At 39.7% G+C, this 21,832-nt stretch carries 16 protein-coding genes, 3 pseudogenes and 1 CRISPR repeat array; of the genes and pseudogenes, 7 read left to right on the top strand and 12 right to left on the bottom strand.

Features of this window, described 5'->3' with window-relative positions; genetic code table 11:
• Nucleotides 1-13: 13 nt before the first annotated feature.
• The 5 genes from ppdK to MTP09_RS07155 all read right to left on the bottom strand — a co-directional run bounded on the left by ppdK (nt 14) and on the right by MTP09_RS07155 (nt 5,545).
• Complete coding sequence (gene ppdK / locus MTP09_RS07175) at nt 14-2,764, bottom strand: pyruvate, phosphate dikinase (protein WP_243551536.1); 2,751 nt, start codon at nt 2,762-2,764, stop codon at nt 14-16.
• Nucleotides 2,765-2,890: 126 nt separating this feature from the next.
• The gene (locus MTP09_RS07170) at nt 2,891-3,115 is read right to left on the bottom strand and encodes a hypothetical protein (RefSeq protein WP_243551535.1); all 225 of its coding nucleotides are present in this window, start codon (nt 3,113-3,115) and stop codon (nt 2,891-2,893) included.
• A 158-nt stretch (nt 3,116-3,273) separates the two neighbouring features.
• Nucleotides 3,274-3,666 carry a hypothetical protein gene (locus tag MTP09_RS07165; protein ID WP_243551533.1) on the bottom strand — a complete coding sequence of 131 codons (393 nt, stop codon included), beginning with the start codon at nt 3,664-3,666 and terminating at the stop codon, nt 3,274-3,276.
• A 104-nt stretch (nt 3,667-3,770) separates the two neighbouring features.
• The gene (locus MTP09_RS07160; RefSeq protein WP_243551531.1) at nt 3,771-4,073 is read right to left on the bottom strand and encodes a hypothetical protein; all 303 of its coding nucleotides are present in this window, start codon (nt 4,071-4,073) and stop codon (nt 3,771-3,773) included.
• 449 nt (nt 4,074-4,522) lie between these two features.
• Nucleotides 4,523-5,545 carry a 3-oxoacyl-ACP synthase III family protein gene (locus MTP09_RS07155; protein ID WP_243551529.1) on the bottom strand — a complete coding sequence of 341 codons (1,023 nt, stop codon included), beginning with the start codon at nt 5,543-5,545 and terminating at the stop codon, nt 4,523-4,525.
• 91 nt (nt 5,546-5,636) lie between these two features.
• On the opposite strand from MTP09_RS07155, the gene MTP09_RS07150 reads away from it, so the two are divergent.
• Nucleotides 5,637-6,539, top strand: a complete 903-nt coding sequence (locus MTP09_RS07150) for a magnesium transporter CorA family protein (protein ID WP_243551527.1) — start codon at nt 5,637-5,639, stop codon at nt 6,537-6,539.
• 75 nt (nt 6,540-6,614) lie between these two features.
• On the top strand, nt 6,615-6,830 hold the full coding sequence (locus MTP09_RS07145) for a hypothetical protein (protein ID WP_243551525.1): 216 nt from the start codon (nt 6,615-6,617) through the stop codon (nt 6,828-6,830).
• A gap of 27 nt (nt 6,831-6,857) precedes the next feature.
• Here the strand turns inward: MTP09_RS07145 and MTP09_RS07140 are convergent, their stop codons facing one another.
• Nucleotides 6,858-7,976 carry a DNA polymerase III subunit gene (locus MTP09_RS07140; protein WP_243551523.1) on the bottom strand — a complete coding sequence of 373 codons (1,119 nt, stop codon included), beginning with the start codon at nt 7,974-7,976 and terminating at the stop codon, nt 6,858-6,860.
• Between the two features lie 292 nt (nt 7,977-8,268).
• Between MTP09_RS07140 and MTP09_RS07135 the strand changes: the two genes are divergently transcribed.
• The 4 genes and pseudogenes from MTP09_RS07135 (at nt 8,269) to MTP09_RS07120 (ending at nt 12,839) form a co-directional block, all read left to right on the top strand.
• Nucleotides 8,269-9,543, top strand: a complete 1,275-nt coding sequence (locus MTP09_RS07135; RefSeq protein ID WP_243551521.1) for a hypothetical protein — start codon at nt 8,269-8,271, stop codon at nt 9,541-9,543.
• Between the two features lie 3 nt (nt 9,544-9,546).
• Nucleotides 9,547-10,137, top strand: coding sequence for an LPS export ABC transporter periplasmic protein LptC (gene lptC / locus MTP09_RS07130; RefSeq protein WP_243551519.1), 591 nt, complete (start codon nt 9,547-9,549; stop codon nt 10,135-10,137).
• 115 nt (nt 10,138-10,252) lie between these two features.
• Nucleotides 10,253-11,302 (top strand): anhydro-N-acetylmuramic acid kinase, encoded by a 1,050-nt coding sequence (locus tag MTP09_RS07125; RefSeq protein ID WP_243551517.1) that lies wholly within the window; start codon nt 10,253-10,255, stop codon nt 11,300-11,302.
• Between the two features lie 22 nt (nt 11,303-11,324).
• A pseudogene (locus MTP09_RS07120) lies at nt 11,325-12,839 on the top strand (nitrilase-related carbon-nitrogen hydrolase).
• Nucleotides 12,840-13,108: 269 nt separating this feature from the next.
• Nucleotides 13,109-13,541: a CRISPR direct-repeat array (repeat unit 48 nt; unit sequence AGTTGTGAATTGCTTTCAGAATTTATTATCTTCGTGACACGACACAAC).
• Between the two features lie 60 nt (nt 13,542-13,601).
• Here MTP09_RS07120 and MTP09_RS07115 read toward each other — a convergent pair.
• From MTP09_RS07115 to cas9, 5 genes and pseudogenes are all read right to left on the bottom strand, one after another.
• A pseudogene (locus MTP09_RS07115) lies at nt 13,602-13,766 on the bottom strand (CRISPR-associated endonuclease Cas2); the annotation flags it as partial.
• Between the two features lie 202 nt (nt 13,767-13,968).
• The gene (locus tag MTP09_RS07110) at nt 13,969-14,901 is read right to left on the bottom strand and encodes an IS256 family transposase, variant Zn-binding type (RefSeq protein ID WP_456237125.1); all 933 of its coding nucleotides are present in this window, start codon (nt 14,899-14,901) and stop codon (nt 13,969-13,971) included.
• 142 nt (nt 14,902-15,043) lie between these two features.
• A pseudogene (cas2, locus tag MTP09_RS07100) lies at nt 15,044-15,226 on the bottom strand (CRISPR-associated endonuclease Cas2); the annotation flags it as partial.
• Nucleotides 15,223-16,116, bottom strand: a complete 894-nt coding sequence (gene cas1, locus MTP09_RS07095) for a type II CRISPR-associated endonuclease Cas1 (RefSeq protein WP_243551515.1) — start codon at nt 16,114-16,116, stop codon at nt 15,223-15,225. The pseudogene cas2 and the gene cas1, both read right to left, overlap by 4 nt.
• 4 nt (nt 16,117-16,120) lie before the next feature.
• Nucleotides 16,121-20,269 (bottom strand): type II CRISPR RNA-guided endonuclease Cas9, encoded by a 4,149-nt coding sequence (gene cas9, locus MTP09_RS07090; RefSeq protein ID WP_243551513.1) that lies wholly within the window; start codon nt 20,267-20,269, stop codon nt 16,121-16,123.
• Between the two features lie 440 nt (nt 20,270-20,709).
• Here cas9 and MTP09_RS07085 point away from each other — a divergent pair, with 440 nt between their 5' ends.
• Nucleotides 20,710-21,354: a DUF6266 family protein gene (locus MTP09_RS07085; RefSeq protein WP_243551511.1), complete on the top strand. Its 645-nt coding sequence runs from the start codon at nt 20,710-20,712 to the stop codon at nt 21,352-21,354.
• 54 nt (nt 21,355-21,408) lie between these two features.
• Here MTP09_RS07085 and MTP09_RS07080 read toward each other — a convergent pair whose 3' ends face one another.
• Nucleotides 21,409-21,819, bottom strand: a complete 411-nt coding sequence (locus MTP09_RS07080; protein WP_243551509.1) for a helix-turn-helix domain-containing protein — start codon at nt 21,817-21,819, stop codon at nt 21,409-21,411.
• Nucleotides 21,820-21,832 lie beyond the last annotated feature (13 nt).

Below are 21,832 nucleotides of genomic sequence, written 5' to 3'. Positions count from 1 at the left end.
TAATCAAATAAAACTACTTTTCTTCAATTGCTGCCTGTGCAGCTGCAAGACGTGCGATCGGAACTCGGAATGGTGAGCAGCTCACATAATTCAGACCGAGTCGGTGGCAGAACTTCACTGATTCAGGATCACCGCCGTGTTCACCGCAGATTCCCACTTTCAGTTTTGGTTTTACAGAGCGTCCTTTTTCTACACCGATTCTTACCAATTCACCAACACCAGTTTGGTCGATGGATACGAACGGATCTTCTGGCAAGAGTTTCAAATCCAGATATTTTGGCAAGAATCCGCCGATATCGTCTCTGGAGAAACCGAAAGACATTTGCGTCAAGTCATTCGTACCAAAGCTGAAGAAATCTGCAACTTGTGCCATAGAATCGCCTTTCAGCGCGGCTCTCGGAGTTTCGATCATCGTTCCGTACAGATAATCGATTTTTTTAAGACCTAACTTTTCAAGGACTTCAGCATAAACTTTCTCCACGATATTATTTTGGTGAGTCAACTCGTGACGTCCCATCACCACAGGAATCATGATTTCAGGATATGCTTTTTTGCCTTCTTTCTGAAGTTCACCTGCTGCTTCCAAAATTGCGCGAGCCTGCATTTCCGTAATCTCAGGATATGAAACTCCAAGACGAACTCCACGGTGACCCAACATCGGGTTGTTTTCGTGGAGGGCAAGAATTCTTCGGTTCAGAACGCTCATTCTTACGCCCAATTCTTTTGCCAGTTCCTGAAGTTTTTCTTTATCGTGAGGAACGAATTCGTGTAACGGTGGGTCAAGAAGACGGATGGTTACAGGGTTTCCATGCATTACTTCAAGGGTTGCCTTGATGTCTTTTTTCACAAATTTGAAGAGATCATTCAATGCTGCTTTACGTTCTTTCACGGTGGTACTCATGATCATTTTTCTGAGTAGGAAGAGTGGTTTTTCGCTTCCTTCGCCGTAGAACATGTGCTCTGTTCTGAAAAGTCCAATTCCTTCTGCACCGAAATAAGTTGCCTGCAAAGCGTCTTTCGGAGTATCTGCATTGGTTCTTACTCCCAGTTTTTTAGCTTTGTCAACGAGTTTCATCAATGTTTTATAAGACTCGTTTTTGTTAAGGTCTGAATTGGTCAGTTCTAAAACTCCTTCGTAAACCACACCTTTGGTTCCGTTCAAAGTCAGCCATTCTCCTTCGTGAATTTTTTTGCCTGTATTCGTTACGAAATACTTTTCTTTTTCGTGAATTTCGATATCGGAACAACCTACGATACAGCATTTTCCCCAACCTCTTGCAACGAGTGCGGCGTGAGATGTCATACCACCTTTCGTGGTCAAAATTGCTTGGGATTTGTGCATTCCGTCCACATCTTCAGGTGAAGTTTCTTCTCTAACCAGAATTACTTTTTCACCTTTCAATCCCCATTCAACCGCTTCTTCCGAAGTGAACACTACTCTACCAACTGCTCCACCTGGACCCGCAGGAAGACCTTTTGCAACTGGTTTGTTTTTCTTTTCTTCTTCAGGATCGATCATTGGCAAAAGCAGTTCCACCAACTGGTTTGGACCTACTCGCATTACCGCAGTGTCGGCGTCGATGAGTTTTTCTTTATACATATCTGCTGCCATTTTCACAGCGGCAACTCCGTTTCGCTTACCAACACGGCACTGAAGCATAAAGAGTTTTCCTTTCTCGATGGTGAACTCGATATCCTGCATATCCTTGTAATGTTTTTCAAGACGCAGTTGGTATTCATCCAGTTCTTTATACTGTTTCGGCATAAATTTCTCAAGCGTAAGCAAATCTTTGGAATGGTCGTTTTTCGAAGTTTCGTTGATCGGAGCAGGAGTTCTGATTCCCGCTACAACGTCTTCACCTTGAGCATTAATAAGATATTCGCCGTAGAAATGGTCGTCTCCGTTTCCAGGGTTTCTGGTAAACGCAACACCGGTGCAGGAATCTTCGCCCATGTTTCCGAAAACCATCGCCTGAACGTTTACCGCAGTTCCCCACTCATCAGGAATTCTTTCAATTCTACGGTATTCGATCGCACGTTTTCCGTTCCAGGAAGCGAACACGGCACCGATTCCACCCATCAGCTGATCCCAAGGATTTTCCGGGAATTCTACTTTCAAATGTTTTTTGGTTAATTGCTTAAATTCTTTTACCAATTTTTTCAGGTCGTCTGCAGAAAGTTCAGTGTCGAGCTCTACGCCTTTTGTTTTCTTCACTTCTTCAAGGCGTTCGTCCATAATCTTACGGATTCCCTTTCCTTTCGCAGGATCCATTCCGCCTGCTTTTTCGATCACTACATCGGCATACATCATCACTAAACGTCGGTAAGCGTCATAGGCAAATCTTTCATCACCTGATTTTGCGATAAGTCCTTTTACGGTATCATCGTTCAAACCGATGTTGAGAACAGTATCCATCATTCCCGGCATTGAGCGTCTTGCACCGGAACGAACGGACATCAATAATGGATCTTTAACATCACCAAACTTTTTGCCCATCAGTTTTTCAACTTCTGCGAGTGCATTTTTTACCTGTTTTTCAAGGTCTTTAGGATACGTTTTCTTGTGATTGTAGAAATAGGTGCAGACTTCGGTAGTTACCGTAAATCCAGGAGGAACCGGAAGTTTAAGGTCTTTGTGTCCCGCCATTTCAGCGAGGTTCGCTCCTTTTCCACCGAGAAGATTTTTCATTGATTCATTACCATCAGCTTTTCCTCCACCGAAGGAATAGACATACTTCTCTGTTTTTGCTGCTTTTGTAGCCATTCTATCTTGTTTTTAATTAATTACCTTCAAAAAGTCAAGTAAAATTACGGCTATTTAAAATATTCAAACATGTATTTAATAATGACAATTGTCAAGATTGACAAAAGTCAGTTGAAACCGATATCATCAGTAATACAAAAGGTAACAAACTTCCCATTCCTCTTCTTTAAAAATTTTCGGGAGTTTCGCTCTATCCAGATAATTTTTGGTAAAGAGCATTTCGGTTTTATGGGCATTTCTTCGGATCATGAACGCTTTGTTTTCTGTTTGAAGATAATACATCAGAACGGTCTCCTCGACTTTGTCCTTTTTAAAGATAATTCTTTCTGGTATGATTTTATAGTGATTCACCAACTTCTTTTTCCTCGGCTGTTTCAATCCGTTTCGGTGAGAAATTTTCAGGACATCCTTTTTCTCAAATGTGGGATGTTCTTATATTGCCAAACGATTTCAAATATTTTTTCTTTGCCGAAATCTAGGAAGGTGTACACTGGATCTGCAGGCGGATTTTATTTCTTCTCTCTACCTATTTTGTAAAATTCTGGTACTTGAAACCATTCTTCTTTGACACGTGGTGAGAAGTACAATGTCGTCGCATATCCCTGTCCGTACTGCATGAGTCGTTCGCAGTTTTCATAAAGAACAGTGGTGCCACTGAAACAATCCATACATTTTGGGGGTCTTGTTACAGAAAATGTAAAAGTGACGATTCCGTTCGGCAATATGCCTTTTCCGCGATAGCCGGAAATATCTCCCTTAACGATTTCCATAATACATGGCGGCAATCCCGTAGTATCAATTTTTGGGGATTCCTTTTTTTCTTCGTTAATATTAATGATTTGGCTCCACGAAAATAGTGGAAGCAATAGAAGAACTATTAAGAAAATGTTAGATTTTTTCATAAGGCGAAACAGTTTTATAGAATTTCAGTTTAGTTCCCGGTGGATACTGTGGTAGATAGGATTCTTTCAGCTGATGATTCATGGTATCGTAGATGAATTTCTTCTCAACAGAAATAATGTGGAACTGCAGGTTTACGATTCTTGTAATCCAAAAAAAGGAGCGGCGCTTGCCAACCGTCGGGAAACTCGGCAATTACTGCACCTCTAAGTGTTCCTTCGCGACTTATGTACCGTTCGAAAAGTTCATCGATTTCGTGTCCTTCATATTTTTTTGAATAGTCCGGATGGAAAAATGAAAGAATGAGCTTAACTCCTTGCGGGATTTCAACAATTGGCGAATCGAGCATTTTGCCGGAGTGCGTACCAACTCCATAACCGAAAGTTGTTCCCAAAGGACCGTAACTCACCTGATAAACCTGCTTGTTGAAAAGGTCGACAAGTGAATTTTTTTTCCAATAATTTCTATAATCTTACCGGGAACTGATGACCACTCTACTCCGCTTTGCACATAAATGTTATTAATAAAATCTCCGGTTTGCGGATTATTTGGTCTGGGTAAAAAGCGTATTTACGTTGAACACTTTGAAGAACAACACGTAAAAGTCGTGAAGCCCAATTTGTACAATTCTGCCGAGATCAAAACTATTATTTTTTGTGGAACTGTTTAGCATAAAGTGTTGGTCTATTATTTTGCTGATTTATTCAATATCATCATCACAAAAATTAGGATTCTGATAAGAAACAAAAAGCACCAATCAACCAATTGCGGAATCAAGTAAGTGAAGCGATAAAAAAGCTCCCTTTCTCGGGAGCTTCAAAAAATATTCTTAAAAAATAATAATTACTGTTGGTGTTTCTAATACTCAAAAAGTACACTTCCCCACGTAAACCCGCTGCCGAAAGCAGAAAGTAATACCAAATCGCCACGTTTGGCTTTTCCTTGCTCAATTGCTTCACTTAAAGCAATCGGAATTGAAGCGGCGGTAGTGTTTCCGTATTTTTGGATATTGTTGAAAACTTTCTCATCAGGAAGTCCGAAGCATTGCTGTACGAACTGGGTAATCCTCAAATTCGCCTGGTGTGGAATAAACAGATCTAAATCCTCAACGGTTTTTCCTGCGGATTTTAGTGCTTCCTCCATTGTTTCGGGGAATCTGGTTACGGCATGTTTGAAAACAAAATTACCGTTCATAATCGGATAAACCTCGTGGTCGGTAACATTTTCGGGTTCAAGGCGCATTCTGTCGCTCCATCCGTATTTGGAACCTGGGAATTTGGTACAGAGTTCGTCGGCATATTTTCCTTCGGAATGCATGTTTACGGCTAAAATGTCTCCCGCGTTTTCGTCTTCGGTTCCCGATAAAACTATGGCTCCCGCTCCGTCACCAAAAATTACGGAAACTCCTCTTCCCGCATCCGAAAAGTCTAATCCGAATGAATGAATCTCAGCACCGATTACAAGAATGTTTTTATACGTTTTTGATTTAATAAAAGCATTCGCAACACTCATTGCATAAACGAATCCTGAACACTGGTTTCTCACATCCAACGCACCGATCGTGTCACAACCGAGCATTTCCTGAACCAACACCCCACATCCCGGAAAATAATAATCCGGTGACAATGTCGCAAATATGATATAGTCAATATCTTTTGCAGTGAGTCCCGCATTTTTTATCGCAATTTCAGCAGCTCTGAAACCAAGATAAGCGGAGGTTTCATCAGCATCGTTTCTGTTTTTCCGGTGGTGTCTTTCCTTGATCCCGGTTCGTTCGGTAATCCACTCGTCATTGGTCGTCATCAGTTTCGACAGATCGTCGTTAGTCACCACCTTTTCAGGCACATAATGCCCGATTCCCTTGATAATGCTTTTAATCATAGTTTCGGTAAATTTTCACAAAGATATATCATATTTAAAACATATAAAAAAACTTAGGTTTAGTGCCAGAAATTATATTTATTTTTGTGGAATGGCAATTGAGATAATTTTTCGAAACCAACACTGCGAGTGGATCGACGTGGAAGCTCCGACAGAGGAAGACCTGGATTTTCTGCACGATCGATATGCGATAAACCATTTGCTGCTTGAGGACACCGTTGATCCCAATCACTTGCCGAAGTTTGAGGAAGACGCCGACGTGAAATTCTATCTGATGCGTGAAAACACAGAGCTGGAGCGTCAAAACCTGAACACGATCAGTGATATCAGCACAAAGCTCGGGGTTTTTATCATCAATGGGATTGTAATCACGACTCACCGAATGAAAAACCGCAGTATTTACGAACTGAAGAAGGAGGTCTTTTTGCCCGAAAACAGCGAGATCACCCCTGATCAAATTGCTTTGGAACTCGCATTAAAAGTCATGAAGTCCTACGATGATGAAGCGGCAAACCTGATGGAAACCATGGATAATATCGAGAATGAAATCTTCCTGAAAAATCCAAATAACTCCGTACAGATTCGCCGGCTTTACAAACTGAAACGAAAAGCGGGACTCAATACCAGAATCCTGAACATTTCGTCAGTTTGGGTAGATAAATTCAAGCTGCTTAATTTAGACACTTCCGCAGTAACCGATTTGGCAGATAAATACAAAGATGTAATTGCCGATTTTGAGCATCTCAACACACAGGTAGCCAACCTTATTTCAATGTATCTTGCGATGAGCGACCAAAAGGCAAACCAGGTGATGAAGGTACTTTCCATCTATGCGATGTACTTTTTCCCATTGACATTTATCGCCGGTGTTTACGGAATGAACTTTGACAACATGCCCGAACTTCGCACAAAGTCAGGCTACTTCGTTACTTTGGGAGTAATGGCGCTCATCGCGTTGCTTACCTTCATCTATGTCCGAAGAAAAAGGTGGTAGATTTTTTTCTTTTTTTTATTGCCGAATTAAAAATATTTATATCTTCGCCCCATCATAAATACCAACGAAAACAATATGAAAAAGTTTATTTCAGTATTAGCGATTACCGTTTTCACGATCGGTTTCGCTCAGGAAGCTCCGAAGAAAGCGTGTTGCGCAGGAAAAGATAAAAAGGAGTGCAAGATGGACAACAAGAAAACCGCTAAAGCTTGCGATATGAAAGGTCATAAAGACTGCAAAAACAGTTGCGATGCAAAAGCGAAAAAAGAAGACGCAAAAAAAGCAGCTTAAGAAATCAGCCACCGAAAGGTGGTTTTTTTATGCCGATTTGTGAATGTAGCGCGATAGTTTTATTCCCAAATCAGTCCAAACAATCTTCGGGTTTGCATTTCGCTCGAGATGGTAGTCGGCTTCAGAGATTTCATCAATGATTGCACCAATATTTGCTCCGTGGATGAACCTTGAGAAACTCTCCCACTTGAAACCGCTCGAATCAATTTTCTTGTAAACCAAATTTTCGTTCCCGTAGTTTTGGAGTAAGGCGAGCCGAAACATTTCAGCACAGTAATTCAGGAAGTTTTTTTGTTTCTCCTTATTCCAACCAGCAATATTTCTGCCCCAAAACACAATGTTTTTCAGGAACTCCGGTTTTTTCTTCACTTGAAATGCTTCACGAACCCAGGTCACGAAAAGCTCCTCAAACTCGGAATCTGAATTTTCGGAACGAAGCAGTTTTTGTGCGGTGTTCCAGTTTCCCTGTGCTTCGAATACAATTTCGTTGATCTTCAAATCAGAAACCGTCCTGTTTCTTTCAAGGAAAAGCTTAATATCTTCATCATTAATTCTCGGAATCTCGACCAGTTGGGTTCTCGAAAGAATAGTCGGTAAAATATTGTCGGTATTTTCAGCAGTCAGGATGATGTAAGTTCCTTTTGGCGGTTCTTCCAGAAATTTCAGGAATTTGTTTGCCGCGGAAATATTCATTTTGTCGGCTTGCCAAATGATGAGGATTTTGCTGCCGCCCTCAAAACTTTTCAAGCCAAACTTTTTGTTCAGATCGTCGATTTCATCAGCATAAATGGTGAGCTGCTTGTTTTCGGACTCCAGAATTTTGCTCCAATCTTCGCTGTTGGAATAAGGATTTTCCAGCACCATTTCTCTGAACTGTTCGAAAAATCCAGTTGACAAACCCCCATTTTTCTCTTTAAAAACAGGAAAACTAAAGTGAAGGTCGAGATGGTTCAGCGTTTCCACCTTTGAGGAGGAATGCTCATTTTCTCTCTTAAAAATTTCTTTGGCAAAAGCCATTGCGAATGGCAAAGTGCCATAACCATCCTTCCCCACGAAAAGTTGCGCGTGACTCACTCGTTGATCCTTGATGCTTTCTATGAGCAGTTGCTGGAGTTTCTGCTGACCTACAATCTGTTCCCAGTTCATTGCGTAAAAGTAAGAAAAATGAGTTAGATTTTTGGGGAAATGTTGGGGCAGTTTGTTGCACTTGTTGCAATGGTTGCACTTGTTGCAGTAGATAAATTGTTACATTGATATATTGATACATTGATACATTGATACATTGTCATATTGTTACATTGTTACATTGTTACATTGGTAAATTGTTAAATTGGTACATTAGCAAATTGCCACTCCACTTAACAAACTTTAACCAAAGGAAATTTTCTCAATTCAGTAATAATTAAGATATTTGCGCATTATTTTCAAAAAATAAAGAATGAAAAGACTTTTTGTTTTGCCGCTCGTAGCCGCGGGATTTTTTCTACAGGCACAGTCGATCGGTAATTCTCCTTACGCCGCTTTCGGAATTGGTGATGTGAAGTATGACAATACAGTGGATATCAATGCGATGGGCGGTATTTCAACAGCATATATTTGGGATTTCAACAATAATTTCAATTTCAGCAACCCTGCAGCAAACAAAAATATGGAGCTCGCATCGGTGAAAATTGAAGGAGCCAACGAAAACAATTTCTTCAAATCAAACTATAACAACACGAGTGCAACGAAGCACTCCACTTACCTCTCAAACCTTACGATCGCATTCCCGATTTCTCCGAAAGTGAAGTTCGGAATGGGTTACCAACCGTACAGCTCAAAGAGATACAATATCCTCAATACCGAAACTTTAGCCGATGGGAATGTCAAGGGTAATCTTTACCGGGGAGAAGGAACGCTGAGCACCGTACAGGCAGCTGCATCTTACCAGATCACCCCGGAATTTGCAGTGGGTTTAAGGACTAACTTCATCTTCGGAAATCTTTACGACATTAATGAACTTACCTATAGCAACGCAGAACTGATCAATGGTTACGAAACTAAGAACAAGGTGAAAACTTTCAACTTCACTTTGGGAACAGCGTACCAAAAAAACCTAGAGAAAGACCGAAAAATTACTTTGGGAGCGACCTATACTTTCGGAAATTCGGGACAGATGGAAACCGCGTACACCAACAGCACCTATTTCTATTATCCGGGAACCACGAAAGTGAATGTAAGCATTATCGAGCAGAATTTCTCCAAAGACAAAAACCTCATTCCATCTGAGTTATCTGTAGGGGCAGGTTACGGAAGAGACGGAAAATGGTTCTACGGCACACAGTTTAATTTCAAAAAAGGTGAAACAATCCAGGTTTTGGGAAAACCGTTTGAAAACCAAAACGCTTACCGAATCGCAGCCGGTGGATGGTATTTACCCAACTACAACAACTTCAGAAATTATCTATCCAGAGTTACCTACCGATACGGCGCTTACTACGAAAAAGGAAACCTGAAAATCAACGGCACCAATATCAACCAGTTTGCGATTACCGGAGGTGTCACCCTTCCGTTTGAAAACCGTAGCGCAAGCAGAATGAGCGGCATCGACCTCGGTGTGGAAATCGGTAAAAGAGGTACACTCGACAATAATCTGATCCGCCAGAATTTCATCAACTTCCGAGTAGGCATCAATTTTGCCGACAAGTGGTTTATGAAACGTCTTTACGATTAAGAAATGGATTTCATCCCCAAAATATTCAGTAAAAGTATAGCCGCCATTTTTGGTTGTGCTATATTTTTTGTTTTGAATTCCTGTGATGAAGACCTTACTGCAATCAATAAAAACAAGAACACTAACTTCCCGTCGCAGATCATTAACAATGCCAATATTGTGCAGCGTGATTCGGGAATGGTAAAACTGCGCGCAACCGCACCGCTAATCGAGAAATTCGAATATATTGACTCGCCGTATATCGTGGCGAGAAGGGGAATCAACATCCTCTTCTACGACAAAACCAAGCCCAATGTTCCCGGAAAGATCAGTGCGAAATATGCCAAATTCAACGAGAAAAAGAAGTTTTATGAGGCAAAGGGAAATGTGAAAATCATTACCAACGAGAACCAAATGTTCGCAATGCAGTCGGTGAACTGGGACCAGGGAAAACGGCTGATCTATACTTCCGACACCGTTTATGTGACCGACAAGGATGGCTCCACGTTGGTCGGCGCCAATGGAATGAAAGCAAAAGACGACTTCTCGGAATACACTTTCTACAACAATTCTGGAAACATCAACGCCAAAAAAATTCCTGAGAAAGGGCGATAACGCTTCGCTGTCAATGGTGAATTTTTAATTAAGAATTTGAATTCACTCGCAAGAAATTCACTGCATCGCAAATTCATTTTTTTAAATTTCGTAGATTTATAGGAAATTTAATCCTATGACTTTTCATGCGATCGGCTTAATGTCGGGGACGAGTGTCGATGGACTCGATATTTGTTACACTTCATTTGAAAAAAGTGACAATGGAAAATGGAGTTTTCAAATCCTGAATGCCGAAACGGTACCCTACTCTCAGATTTGGGAGCAGAAACTCCGAGACTCGATCCATTTCGGTGCTGAAGAACTTCTCGCCCTCCATTCGGAATACGGATTTTATTTAGGGGAAAAGACGAATGAATACATCAGAAAATACGGCTTAACCAAAATCGATGTGATCGCTTCACACGGACATACGGTTTTTCACCAGCCAAAAAACAAATTTACCTTGCAGATCGGCGACGGAAGAGCCATCAAAATCATCAACCAAATTCCTGTTTGCTATGACTTCCGAAGTCAGGATGTACTGATGGGTGGAAACGGCGCTCCACTGGTGCCTATTGGCGACGAACTTCTTTTTTCTTATTTCGACGCCTGTCTGAACATCGGTGGTTTCTCCAATATTTCCTTCAAAAAAAATGACAGAAGAATTGCTTTCGATATTTGTCCTGTGAACATCGTGCTCAACCATTACAGCAAAATCCTTGGCAAAGATTACGACGACAACGGCGATTTTGCGAGAAAAGGAAAAATTAATGAGGGAGTCTTAAGTAATTTGAACCAGCTGGATTATTATCGCCAGGAACCTCCAAAATCACTGGGAGCTGAATGGGTAAACGAAAATATCACTCCCCTTTTAAGTCACGAAAAGCCCGAAAATATTTTGGCCACCTTCACCGAACACGCCGCCGTTCAGATTGCAGAAACATTTAACCAAAACCGGTTCGGCAAAGTACTTTTTACCGGAGGCGGAACTTATAATTCCTACCTCATCGAGAAAATCAGAACCAAAACCAAAACCGAGATTATCATTCCCGATGAGCTCACCATTAATTATAAGGAAGCGTTGATCTTTGCACTCATAGGCGTTTTAAGACTGCAAAATGACAACAATGTTTTAGCTTCCGCAACCGGAAGTCCAGAAGACCATTGCTCCGGAATCCTTATTTAAAAATATCACCAAACAACAAGCTATGCAAATCGAGACAAGACCACTTACGATTGAAGACTACGAAGGACTGAAGGAAACCATGAAAAAGGCGTATCCTGCGATGTCTGAAAACATCTGGTCAAAAAAGAGCATCCAGAAACTCCTCAAGATTTTTCCTGACTGGCAAATCTGTATCACTGCTGACGGAAAAATAGCCGCGGTTTGTCTTTCCCTCATTGTGCAATACGAGTTGTTTGGCGATGATCACACCTACCGTGAAATTACGGGGAACTACACGTTCGACACCCATTCCGACACCGGAAATGTGCTGTATGGAATCGAAATCTTTGTAGATCCAGAATACCGGGAACTCCGCTTGGCGAGGCGGCTTTATGATGCAAGAAAGGAACTCTGCGAGAAACTGAACCTGAAATCAATCATCGTGGGTGGGAGAATTCCCAACTACCATAAATACAGCTCCGAGCTTTCAACAAGAGATTATATCCGACAGGTAAGATAAAAGGAAATTTACGATCCTGTACTAAGTTTCCAGCTGGCAAACAGTTTTCTTCCGGTAAAAGTCCTTAAAAATTATCTTCCTGAAGATTCCCATTCCGAGGAAAATGCGGTATTGCTGCAGTGGAACAATATCTACTACAGCAAGAAACCCAACACCATGCAGGATTCGGTAATCCGCCTTGGATTGATCCAGTGGCAGATGAGGCATTTCAAAAATCTCGACGCCTTTTTCGAGCAGGTGGAATTCTTTGTGAACTCTATGGCGGACTATAAGTCGGATTTCGTAATGTTCCCCGAATTTTTCAACACTCCCCTCCTTGCGCCGTTCAACCATCTTACGGAACGGGAAAGCATGTTTAAACTGGCAGAACTCACTGCAGAAATCCGCAGCAAGCTATCCGAATTTGCCATCAGTTACAACATCAATATCATTGCGGGAAGCATGCCGATTGCTGAAAACGACGAACTTTTCAATGTAAGCTACCTGCTGCACCGCAACGGAAAGATCGACGAACACCGCAAAGTGCACATCACACCCAACGAAAAGAAATACTACGGGATGAAAGGCGGCGACCTGATCAAAGTGATCGATACCGACTGCGGAAAAATAGGACTCCTCATCTGCTATGATGTAGAGTTCCCGGAACCTGCTAGAATTCTCGCTCAACAGGGAATGAAGATTCTGTTCGTTCCCTTCCTTACCGACACGCAGAACGCCTATAACCGGGTGCGTCACTGTGCAGCCGCACGCGCAATAGAAAACGAGTGCTATGTCGCGATCACCGGCTGCGTCGGCAACCTTCCCGGCGTAAACAATATGGACATCCAGTACGCACAGGCGGCGGTTTTCACCCCGTCAGATTTTGCATTTCCCTCCAATGCCATCAAAGGTGAGGCGACACCCAATACCGAAACCACCCTCATTGTAGATGTGGACCTGAACCTGCTCAAAGAGCTGCACCACTACGGCGCAGTACGCACACTCAGCGACCGCCGAACCGACTTGTATGATGTGGTTTCTTATGGAGAGACGGAGTGAATTTTCCGTTCTGAACTACCTCAATTACAGCACAGTAAAAACGGATATAAGCCATGTTGAAAAAGCGTTATTTTCTTGTACATTTTTTAGTTTCGGCACTGCTATCTGCTGTCTTTCCCGTCCTTGTGCCAATTTTGTCATTCGCGTGGGGAATTCTCTTTTTTGTTGTGTGGTTAATTGTAATTTTTTATAATAGAGGGTGTTGATGGGGAATTCATTATCTTCGTGACACGACACAACAACGCTTTCCGATTACGACGATTTCACAGGGTTGTGAATTGCTTTCAGAATTTATTATCTTCGTGACACGACACAACTATCACCGTCTCCGTCACCAGCTCAATATTGTTGTGAATTGCTTTCAGAATTTATTATCTTCGTGACACGACACAACTAGAAAAAATTGATTCAGTTCCGGTTAAGTGTTGTGAATTGCTTTCAGAATTTATTATCTTCGTGACACGACACAACTACATCTGCTCACTCTGGTTATATCTTTAAGTTGTGAATTGCTTTCAGAATTTATTATCTTCGTGACACGACACAACGAAGCCGTAATTGAGACTCGTGGAAAAGGAGTTGTGAATTGCTTTCAGAATTTATTATCTTCGTGACACGACACAACAAAACAACAATGGAAACAGCAGAATAGTCAGTTGTGAATTGCTTTCAGAATTTATTATCTTCGTGACACGACACAACCTCAATCTAAAAAACCTCCTGACAGAGGAGGTTTTTTGAGGTTTTTCAGGATTCAAAAATTTAGAATAATTCCAGTTGTTGATAGGTTGGCGGCGGCTCTTCTTTAGTCCTGGCATGAAACAGCTCTATATCTCCAAATTGCTTGTCGGTGATGTTCATAATCGCCACTTTTCCATATTTGGGCAACCAACTTTTTACCCTTTTCATATGCACCTGAGCATTTTCGGTAATGTGGTCAAAAATAGTTGGTGTTTTTTTAAAAAATAATTTGTAATATTCGGCTGTTGGTTGGAAGAGGAAGCGAGCCATGCAGAGGTGCAACTCGCCAGCAATACAACTGACGCTGTAAACGATAGTTTAGAGGGATGGTTTCGACCATCCTTTTTAATAAATTATCGGAACAGCCAAATGGCTAAAAAACCTTTCATCACTTCTGGTTTTTATAGAAAAGATACCATTGAATGAATTTTTTGCGCCTACTTTTAGTAAGTCCTCTATGAATATTCAGATTGCCTTTCAGATGTCCGAAGAAGGATTCCAGACCATTGGTGGTTTTCGGTATCTTAGGATTCTGTAGAAAGGTGAACATATTTGGAAGCGCCTTTTTGATCACTGAAAAACTTCGCCTCACCATCTTGTGAGTATACCAATACCTTCCTGTTTCCTCATTGTAAGATTTTTCATTGATAAACTCTTTGTGCTGCTCGAACCAATCCACAAGCTCCCGTATCCAATATTGCTTTTTTGACTCGCAGTCGATAAAGTGAAGTTTACACGCGATCTCTCTAAGTTCGAAACCTGCTCTTGTTTTAGGATGTGCGGAAAGCCATATCTTGCACATTCTCTGGATATGCACCAGGCATCTCTGCATCGGAACTTTCGGGCATACCTTTCTAATAGCCTTAATCAGGGATTTATCTCCGTCGCACGTAATCCCACCAATTTTTACACCCAAATCAAGAATATTTTGAAGATCTTCCCTAAGTTCTTCAAAGTGTTCGCCATCGGTTATTCTGTAAAGCTGGGTTTGTTTGAAGACATCGTCCCTAAAAACGACAAGACAGATTTCATTGGAAAAATATGTGGCGTCAATCAAAAGATAGACTTCCTTGTTCTGACTGTAACTCAGCTGTGGAGCCTTTGCCAGCATAAGGTTAAAATATCGTTGGAGCGTACTGATCGAATATCCGGATTCAATTGAAATCTGCTCGTAAGTTTGTCGACCTATGATCCACTTCCTGAACCAAATCTCTTTATTTTTTAAACTTACGGATTTGTTTTCAAGCGTAAAGTAAATCCCGCAGTTCTTACACTTGAACCGCCTCTTGCCTTTCTGTTTTCCCCACGAAATGGTATCCAAACTTCCACAACACCAACAACGATTTTTTTTGAATTTTCAGACATAAAAAAAATTTATTGAAACAAAGTTCAATAAACTTTTGTAATCGCATCTAATAATCGGTATTACAAAGAATTTTACCAACTATTTTTGACTATTAAATCGCATTTTCACGACTAGGACAATGCCTGATATAAATAGAAAACTGAAATAATGCAAAACCATCATCCTCCAGTCTTTTCCGGAAGAGATTGGCTGCCCGCTGCATTGCTTTAGTTTCGGTCGGTAAATCGTATAAAACCATCACCCACATAATTCGGTAGGCATTAAACCGTTCGGCGTTCATAGTAATTCTGGATACGAAATCTGTCTTTTTTCACCGGCATAACATCTGTAAAGAGATGAAACGGTGCTTTTCACGGCAACCAGTAAAGGTCGATTTACATTATCAATTCTCGTATCTTTTGTTGCAATAGTAATCAGATATGCTTTCAGTTCTTTGGTTAATTCTTCTGCGTCGGGGTTTGCTTTCAACCACTGCATCACCATTAAATCGACATACGGACGGTAAGGTTCCATCAAATCATCAGCAAGGCAATAGGGATTGTACTTGTTTTTGTGAAAAATCCCTAGAACCGGAAGCAAACCGGTTTCTACAATGGATCGGGCAACAATACTTCGTAGGACAATATATCCGAAATTGAAAATATGATTTGGACTATCACCATATCTGCCACGAAGAAAATCAGGACTGATCAAATACTTCCAATAGTGTTGCGCCGCAATTCCTTCCATATTGGTCATGTCACCAGATTTTACATTCTTCAAATAATCATACATGGGTTCAGCGTAATTATCCAATCGTTCTAGAACTTTTATCTGATTGGAAATTTTGGATTCTACTGTTTGTTTCCATAATTGTTTTTTTAAAGGTTCACTTGCTTCCAGTTGGTATTTTACCCTTTCAGAATGTTCGGTATGACCGAAAATCGGCAGCATTTGCCCTTTCGGCATATGCTGTTCGTCGCAACTGATGACTACCACATTATTTGCCATCATTTTCTGAATCAGTTGGTGCGAAACCGTAATCTGAAAATTGTCAAGCATCAGCAAACCCAAATCTTCTACCGGAACACTTCCTTTTTCAGTTTTGGTTTCCGGACACAGAATTTTCATCTGATGGTCTTTCAGTTTCAGATAGGCAGGATTACCAATGTAGATGGAGCGGAAGAGCATCGTTCTAAAATCTCCAGTTTACTTGACCAGTCACATCCATTTCAAAATCAATTTCTTCAACTAAGAAATTAAAATTACTCGGTGTTAAAAGCAGTCGTGGTGCAAGAAAATCTGCTGAAAATCTTGAAAAACCATCTTTCCCTTTTGTTCCAAATTCTTTCTTAGGAAAATCCTCTGCTAATTGTTCGTTGTTTCTTGCCTCCATATGATGCTGAAACAATATTCTTTGGGTATTAGCATCTGCCAAAGTCTTAACATAATACAATCTTTTTGAAAATTCTTCTTTGTCATCTATATATAGTTCTTTTAACTCCTCTTTTGATTCTACAAAGAAAATTACTTTTTGTCCTGGCATAAAAATATGCTTTAGGTCCGCGGGCTTTTGGTGATTTCCTTTTCCGATTAAAACAGGTTCTTTGATCTTAAAAATATCCGCTTTCGTTTCTTCATTCTGATTATTCGAAAACTGTGTGGCTTCAAAAACATTCACTGGAATAATTTTTCTTCCATATTCATTTTCATATAAACCAAACATATAATTGTCTCCGGAATCCGCATAGTAGTAATTCTTGTAGTCCTTTTTTGATTTATAGGTTTGCTCCTTAACAATAGTTACATTATCAGGATTTAAAAAACCTCTGGCCTTTTTTGTTCTACATCTAAGTCTGCGAACCACCTTATTATTGAAGTCAACTAATTCATTAGTCTTTACTCCAGAATTCAATTGCTTTTTCAAATGCTCTGAAAGCATTTGGTCTACAATAACATCAGAATCAAAGTTGACTGACTCAATTGGTTTACGAATTACCATCCAGATTTCATCATTTCCATCTACTTGATTATATAAAACTTCCCTATTTTCATCTCTCAATAAACTTCCGTTTTCATCTTTAGCAGCGATCTTTATTTTACCATAAAATGTGTCTAAATGTAACTGACCACGAACTGCATCACCTGTCTTTATTTTGGGAATTCTTTTGTCGTCACCGTCTTTTATTAACTGACCATCTTTATCTCTCAAATATTCTATTTTCCCTCTAGTACGAACTCGCTTAATTACTGGTGCAAGCACTTTATCCTGATCATTCATATTATTGATTAAAATCTCTCTCTTAATTTTTTCAATCATCCAATAATCAAAGTTTTCAAAGGGTTTTTCGTGATAAGACTTATTTTTATATTTTTCTTCATACTCATATTTCTTTTCAAGAATATCTTTTCTTCGTGCACTTGATGGCAACAAAGTAAGAACTGCCGCATCAATAGCATGATGATAGTGATTTGACCGATCTTTTTTCTCATCTGATGGCTGAATCCCAAATATTTTCCTAAACTCTGCTGTGGTGGAACCCTTTATAACATCTACTTGGTTGAAAACAGTTTTTAAATAATGATATGCATATTTAGAAATTAGTTGAGTGTCCACAAGTTGGCTGTTTCTAAAACCGGTCGGCACATCCTCGCGTGTAAACCTGTCCAATTTGTTTAGCCAATAATCCAAATGCATTTTTAAATAATGTCTTCTTCTGATTGCATTGTCTTTTGTTTCTTTATCTTGTGCCGTTTTTGATTTAATAACTTGAGTTTCAATTTGATTCTCTAAGGATTCAATCTTCTTCTTCCAATTTTCTAATCTTGGCTCAATCGCCTGATATCCTACAAAACTCTCAGAGTAATTTGGTAATTGCGTCGGTATTCGATTCTTTTTTACATTTCTGTTATAATCCGCATAGCAGACAGTTAAGTTTGCCAGAGAATTATCAAAAGATAGACTTCGCGGAATAGTGTGTTCAAAGTCAATGATATTTTCATTAAATAAATCAGTTAAACTTATAAAACGCCCTGTGTAGAGACAAATGGCATTTTGTTCCTTCCACAAACGGTATTTTTTAACAGAACTATCGGCTTTAAATATTTCATTTAATTCATCTTCACATACATTTGTTTGCTCTGACCACATTCTGAACTTCTCACGGTCAGTTAAGCTGTTTGGATTTGCATTTCCCGAGAAATCAGGATCATTGATCAATTCAGAAATTGCCGCCGCATATTCCAAATTTTCCCTTTCTCTTTCTCTTTGATAATCCTCAATAGCCGCTCTCTTATTTTTATCATTTAATTCTCTGGCAACTTCTAAAACAATTCGAGTTTCATTATCAATTAATCCCTTCTCTATTAAATGATTAATTACGTGACGCAATTTATGGAGTGTTTTATAAGCCATTGGATTTTTAAACGCCCTGGTTTTCGGAGATTTTAAGAGAACTTGATCGTCTTCACTTGGATAGATATCAATCATTGAGGGATGATACAATCTTTTTAATTGTTTTTCATTTAGACTAAAATTATCAATTAAGAAGTTGTAAAAAGCCTCAACCAATTTAGGCTGTTTGCGGTAGTCTCTTTTTGTATCATTAAAAAATTCCTGATACTCGGCTGCTACATCTTTTATTACATTTTGTTTTTCAGTTTCATTTATACTTCCCCAAGTCTTTTTCCCATAATATTCTTCAAGAGTTTTGAGTACATCTTTTTGATCATACTCACTCAATCGATAGGTAAAATCTTTCCTTGCGTGCTGCTCGTCAATTTCTTGCCCTTTATAAGTTGCAATTAATGAATTGGTAATATTTATTATTGATTTTTGATACTTAACCCTGTCAATAATTTCTTCGAACTTGGAAATCAATTCTTCAGAATTATCTTCAAATAATTGTTTACCAATCATTTCCGGAATCTTTGCAAGAAATACTGCTTCACTATAGATAATTCCTTTTTTCAAAAATAGCAGGATATTATTGATTGCTTTTAAGCTCAAATTAGCATAACCGACTGGAAAATTTTTCCATAGTTTGAGTAATACAGAGATTTGGTTTTCTTCTAATTCTAAGCTAGTTAAAAGAAATTCTTCAAAATATTCTTCATCTTCAAAAGAAAACAGAATGTGCCAGATATCTTCGATATTATAAAATACGTTGTTTCCATTGTCCTTTCTTATCCGATTCGATTTAATCTGAATTTCTCTCCAGTTTTCTCCAAATGCAGCTTGTAAATGTGTAGAAACAGGACAGGTTGAAGCGGAAACCTTGTCCATCCTTTTGGAATAATTTAAAATCCAGTTTTTCCTCTCATCTTTACAGATGAACTTTCGTAACTGTAAAAAATCAACATTATTCTTTTTAAGAAATAATTTCTCTTTAATCAAATTCTCTTTTAATGGAAGCGGTAACGGTTGAAAGTCATCTTCTTCAGTTTCTTTATATTTTATATTGTTCACAAATGACCATGCTCGGTATTCTTCAAAATTTGGATGACTTATTGGACAACGTGGTTTATTCGGTTCCATCGTACATTTTCCGATTAAACCTTTTTGCGAGCGTAATGGTCTTTGAAAAAAGATGGCTTTGAGTATTGCCTGAATCAGATTTTCATCAGAAATTTCCTGAAATGTCAATATTTTTTCAACTTCCTTATAATAGTCTGAGCGCAAGGTATATCTATTTCTAATTCTAATTCCTTCATCTTCTAATTTAGCAAAAGCTGCTCCTAAACTCCCGTTTTTTTCTATCAGATCTTCATATACATTTCTTCCAATTGTACCAGTTTCTTTACTTCCTTTATAAACAGCTGTCTTTTCATTCGTTCCAATTTTACGGCTGCTCTTAAAACCTCTTCTTTGCGAAATATGATATAGTGCACGCCCAATTTTATATCTATTTTCCTGGTTTGTTAAATCTAATTTTTCGGTTATTACCTCTCTTCTGAGCTGATATGGACTTGAATGATCCGGAACACCATCAAAATTAAAATCCAGTTTTATCCATTGATTGAATTTTTCATTATTTACAGGAAATTTTCTACCGACTCCTTTATCGTAATGCTTCCATTTTTTCAAATCCTCAATAGGAAGCGGACATAAATCATTCTTAATTAATACTTCTAATGTTGCCCATTTCCTATATCTTCTGGCGTTATATAATCTTCTTGACGATCTGTTTTTAGTTCTCTCAGCTGCTAAAGAAAATTCGCCAGATTTTCCATCACCTACGCCTTTTCTAAAAGTATAAACCCCGTACCACTTAAAAGAATTCTCATGTCTCAGAGTCATTCCAATTGAGTTCGTACCTAAATCAATTCCTAAAGTATTGTCCATAATTATTAATTTTTTATATATTTGTGTCGAAAGACAATTCACAACAAGGCTATAAGCCGAAGATTATCTTAATCCTGCGTACTCCGTGGGATTTTTTTTGTTTAAATCTAAGAAAATTTTCCTAAACCCTCCTGAAAAAACAATATATTTTTTACTTTCTCCCATTCTTCTGCTTTATCGATAATTCGTTTGTCCTCCCACCCACTTCCCACTTTCCTTCGCAAAAACACCCCTTTTTCCGAACAAAACCCGAACAAAACCCGAACAATTTCCGAACAACGCAAAAATGTTGGCGGTCATTAGCGGTCATAAGCGGTCAGTACCGGTCATAAGCGGTCATGAGGGGCAAAATGCTTGGAAATGTGCAGAATATGGGCTTACCTTTGGTTCAGCATCGTGCTAAAATTATTAATCATGTTAAACCCAAAAAAATTAAAATTATGGGCACAATAACAAAGGGAATCCTCGGTGGATTCAGTGGTACGGTAGGTACCGTAGTGGGCGCAAACTGGCGCGGAAAAGACATTATCCGAAGCCGACCGAAAAAGTCAAGTAAAGAGCCGACCGAAGCTCAGATCCAGCAGCAGCTGAAATTCCGGCTGGTCATGAAATTCCTCACTCCAGTGAGCGCAATCCCAAAAATGTATTTCGGAAGCAACGCCGGCGCAAGGTCGCGCCTGAACCTCGCCTGCTCCTACACGATCAGGGAAGCGGTGGTGCTCAATGCCGGAATCCCGGAACTGGTGTTCAACAAGGTGATCTTTACCAAGGGCGAACTCCCCGGTTTCCAAAACTTCAGCGTGACCCCGAAAGCAGGTGGCGAACTGGAATTCGGCTGGACCGACAATTCTGCACAAGCGTATGCCAAAGCAACCGACTGTTTCGAAACGCTCGTGTACTGCGACGAGTTGGAAGAGTTCCAAACATTTGACAACAATGAGCAGAGAGATGCCGCCACTGCAAGCCAAATCCTCCCGGAACGGTTCCGCGGAAAACCTGTGCATCTGTACTGCTTCTTCAGGAATGCTGACCGCAGCAAGGCATCCAACTCCCTGTATGCGGGCGAAGTGATGGTACTGCCGTAGAGAGAATCCACTCCGTTATGGGGTGGATTTTTTTATTTGGACATTCGGCGTCACTCAACGATCGGATTGATCACCGAAAATCCGACTGATTTCCTCAGCAGGATAATGAATCTTTTTACCCAACTTAAAAAACGTGACCTGCTTGTTTTTGCGTAAGCGATAAAGCGTACTGGCGCTGGTCTTAAAAAGCTTCATCATGTCGGCATTATCGTAATACAGCTCCCTAGTTTGCTTTTTCTGGTTCATCGCTTTGGCCAGATCGCTTAGGATCACCAATAGCGCTTCATAAACTTCGTGGTTCTGGTGGTGTGCTGAGGTTTTCATGGTAATGGATTTAATAGATATTGAGACAAATATCAATAATTGTGACGGATAAATTCCGGGTGAAAAGACCTGAATTTGCAAAAGCAGTAAAATATTTTTTTTAAGAGTGATATAGAAATTGGAATTTCCTACTTCCTCCAAAAGTCCTATATTT

Source organism: Chryseobacterium suipulveris (assembly GCF_022811685.1).
Classification (GTDB): domain Bacteria; phylum Bacteroidota; class Bacteroidia; order Flavobacteriales; family Weeksellaceae; genus Kaistella; species Kaistella suipulveris.
Note: the sequence above shows the minus strand (reverse complement) of the source record. Positions and strands in the feature narration are given on the sequence as shown.

What these genes read in the sequence shown, in the direction of transcription:
- MTP09_RS07140 (WP_243551523.1), bottom strand. Translation starts at nt 7,976, where the DNA reads ATGAACTGGGAACAGATTGTAGGTCAGCAGAAACTCCAGCAACTGCTC.
- cas9 (WP_243551513.1), bottom strand. Translation starts at nt 20,269, where the DNA reads ATGGACAATACTTTAGGAATTGATTTAGGTACGAACTCAATTGGAATG.
- MTP09_RS07085 (WP_243551511.1), top strand. Translation starts at nt 20,710, where the DNA reads ATGGGCACAATAACAAAGGGAATCCTCGGTGGATTCAGTGGTACGGTA.
- MTP09_RS07145 (WP_243551525.1), top strand. Translation starts at nt 6,615, where the DNA reads ATGAAAAAGTTTATTTCAGTATTAGCGATTACCGTTTTCACGATCGGT.
- ppdK (WP_243551536.1), bottom strand. Translation starts at nt 2,764, where the DNA reads ATGGCTACAAAAGCAGCAAAAACAGAGAAGTATGTCTATTCCTTCGGT.
- cas1 (WP_243551515.1), bottom strand. Translation starts at nt 16,116, where the DNA reads ATGCTCTTCCGCTCCATCTACATTGGTAATCCTGCCTATCTGAAACTG.
- MTP09_RS07150 (WP_243551527.1), top strand. Translation starts at nt 5,637, where the DNA reads ATGGCAATTGAGATAATTTTTCGAAACCAACACTGCGAGTGGATCGAC.
- MTP09_RS07125 (WP_243551517.1), top strand. Translation starts at nt 10,253, where the DNA reads ATGACTTTTCATGCGATCGGCTTAATGTCGGGGACGAGTGTCGATGGA.
- lptC (WP_243551519.1), top strand. Translation starts at nt 9,547, where the DNA reads ATGGATTTCATCCCCAAAATATTCAGTAAAAGTATAGCCGCCATTTTT.
- MTP09_RS07155 (WP_243551529.1), bottom strand. Translation starts at nt 5,545, where the DNA reads ATGATTAAAAGCATTATCAAGGGAATCGGGCATTATGTGCCTGAAAAG.
- MTP09_RS07135 (WP_243551521.1), top strand. Translation starts at nt 8,269, where the DNA reads ATGAAAAGACTTTTTGTTTTGCCGCTCGTAGCCGCGGGATTTTTTCTA.
- MTP09_RS07165 (WP_243551533.1), bottom strand. Translation starts at nt 3,666, where the DNA reads ATGAAAAAATCTAACATTTTCTTAATAGTTCTTCTATTGCTTCCACTA.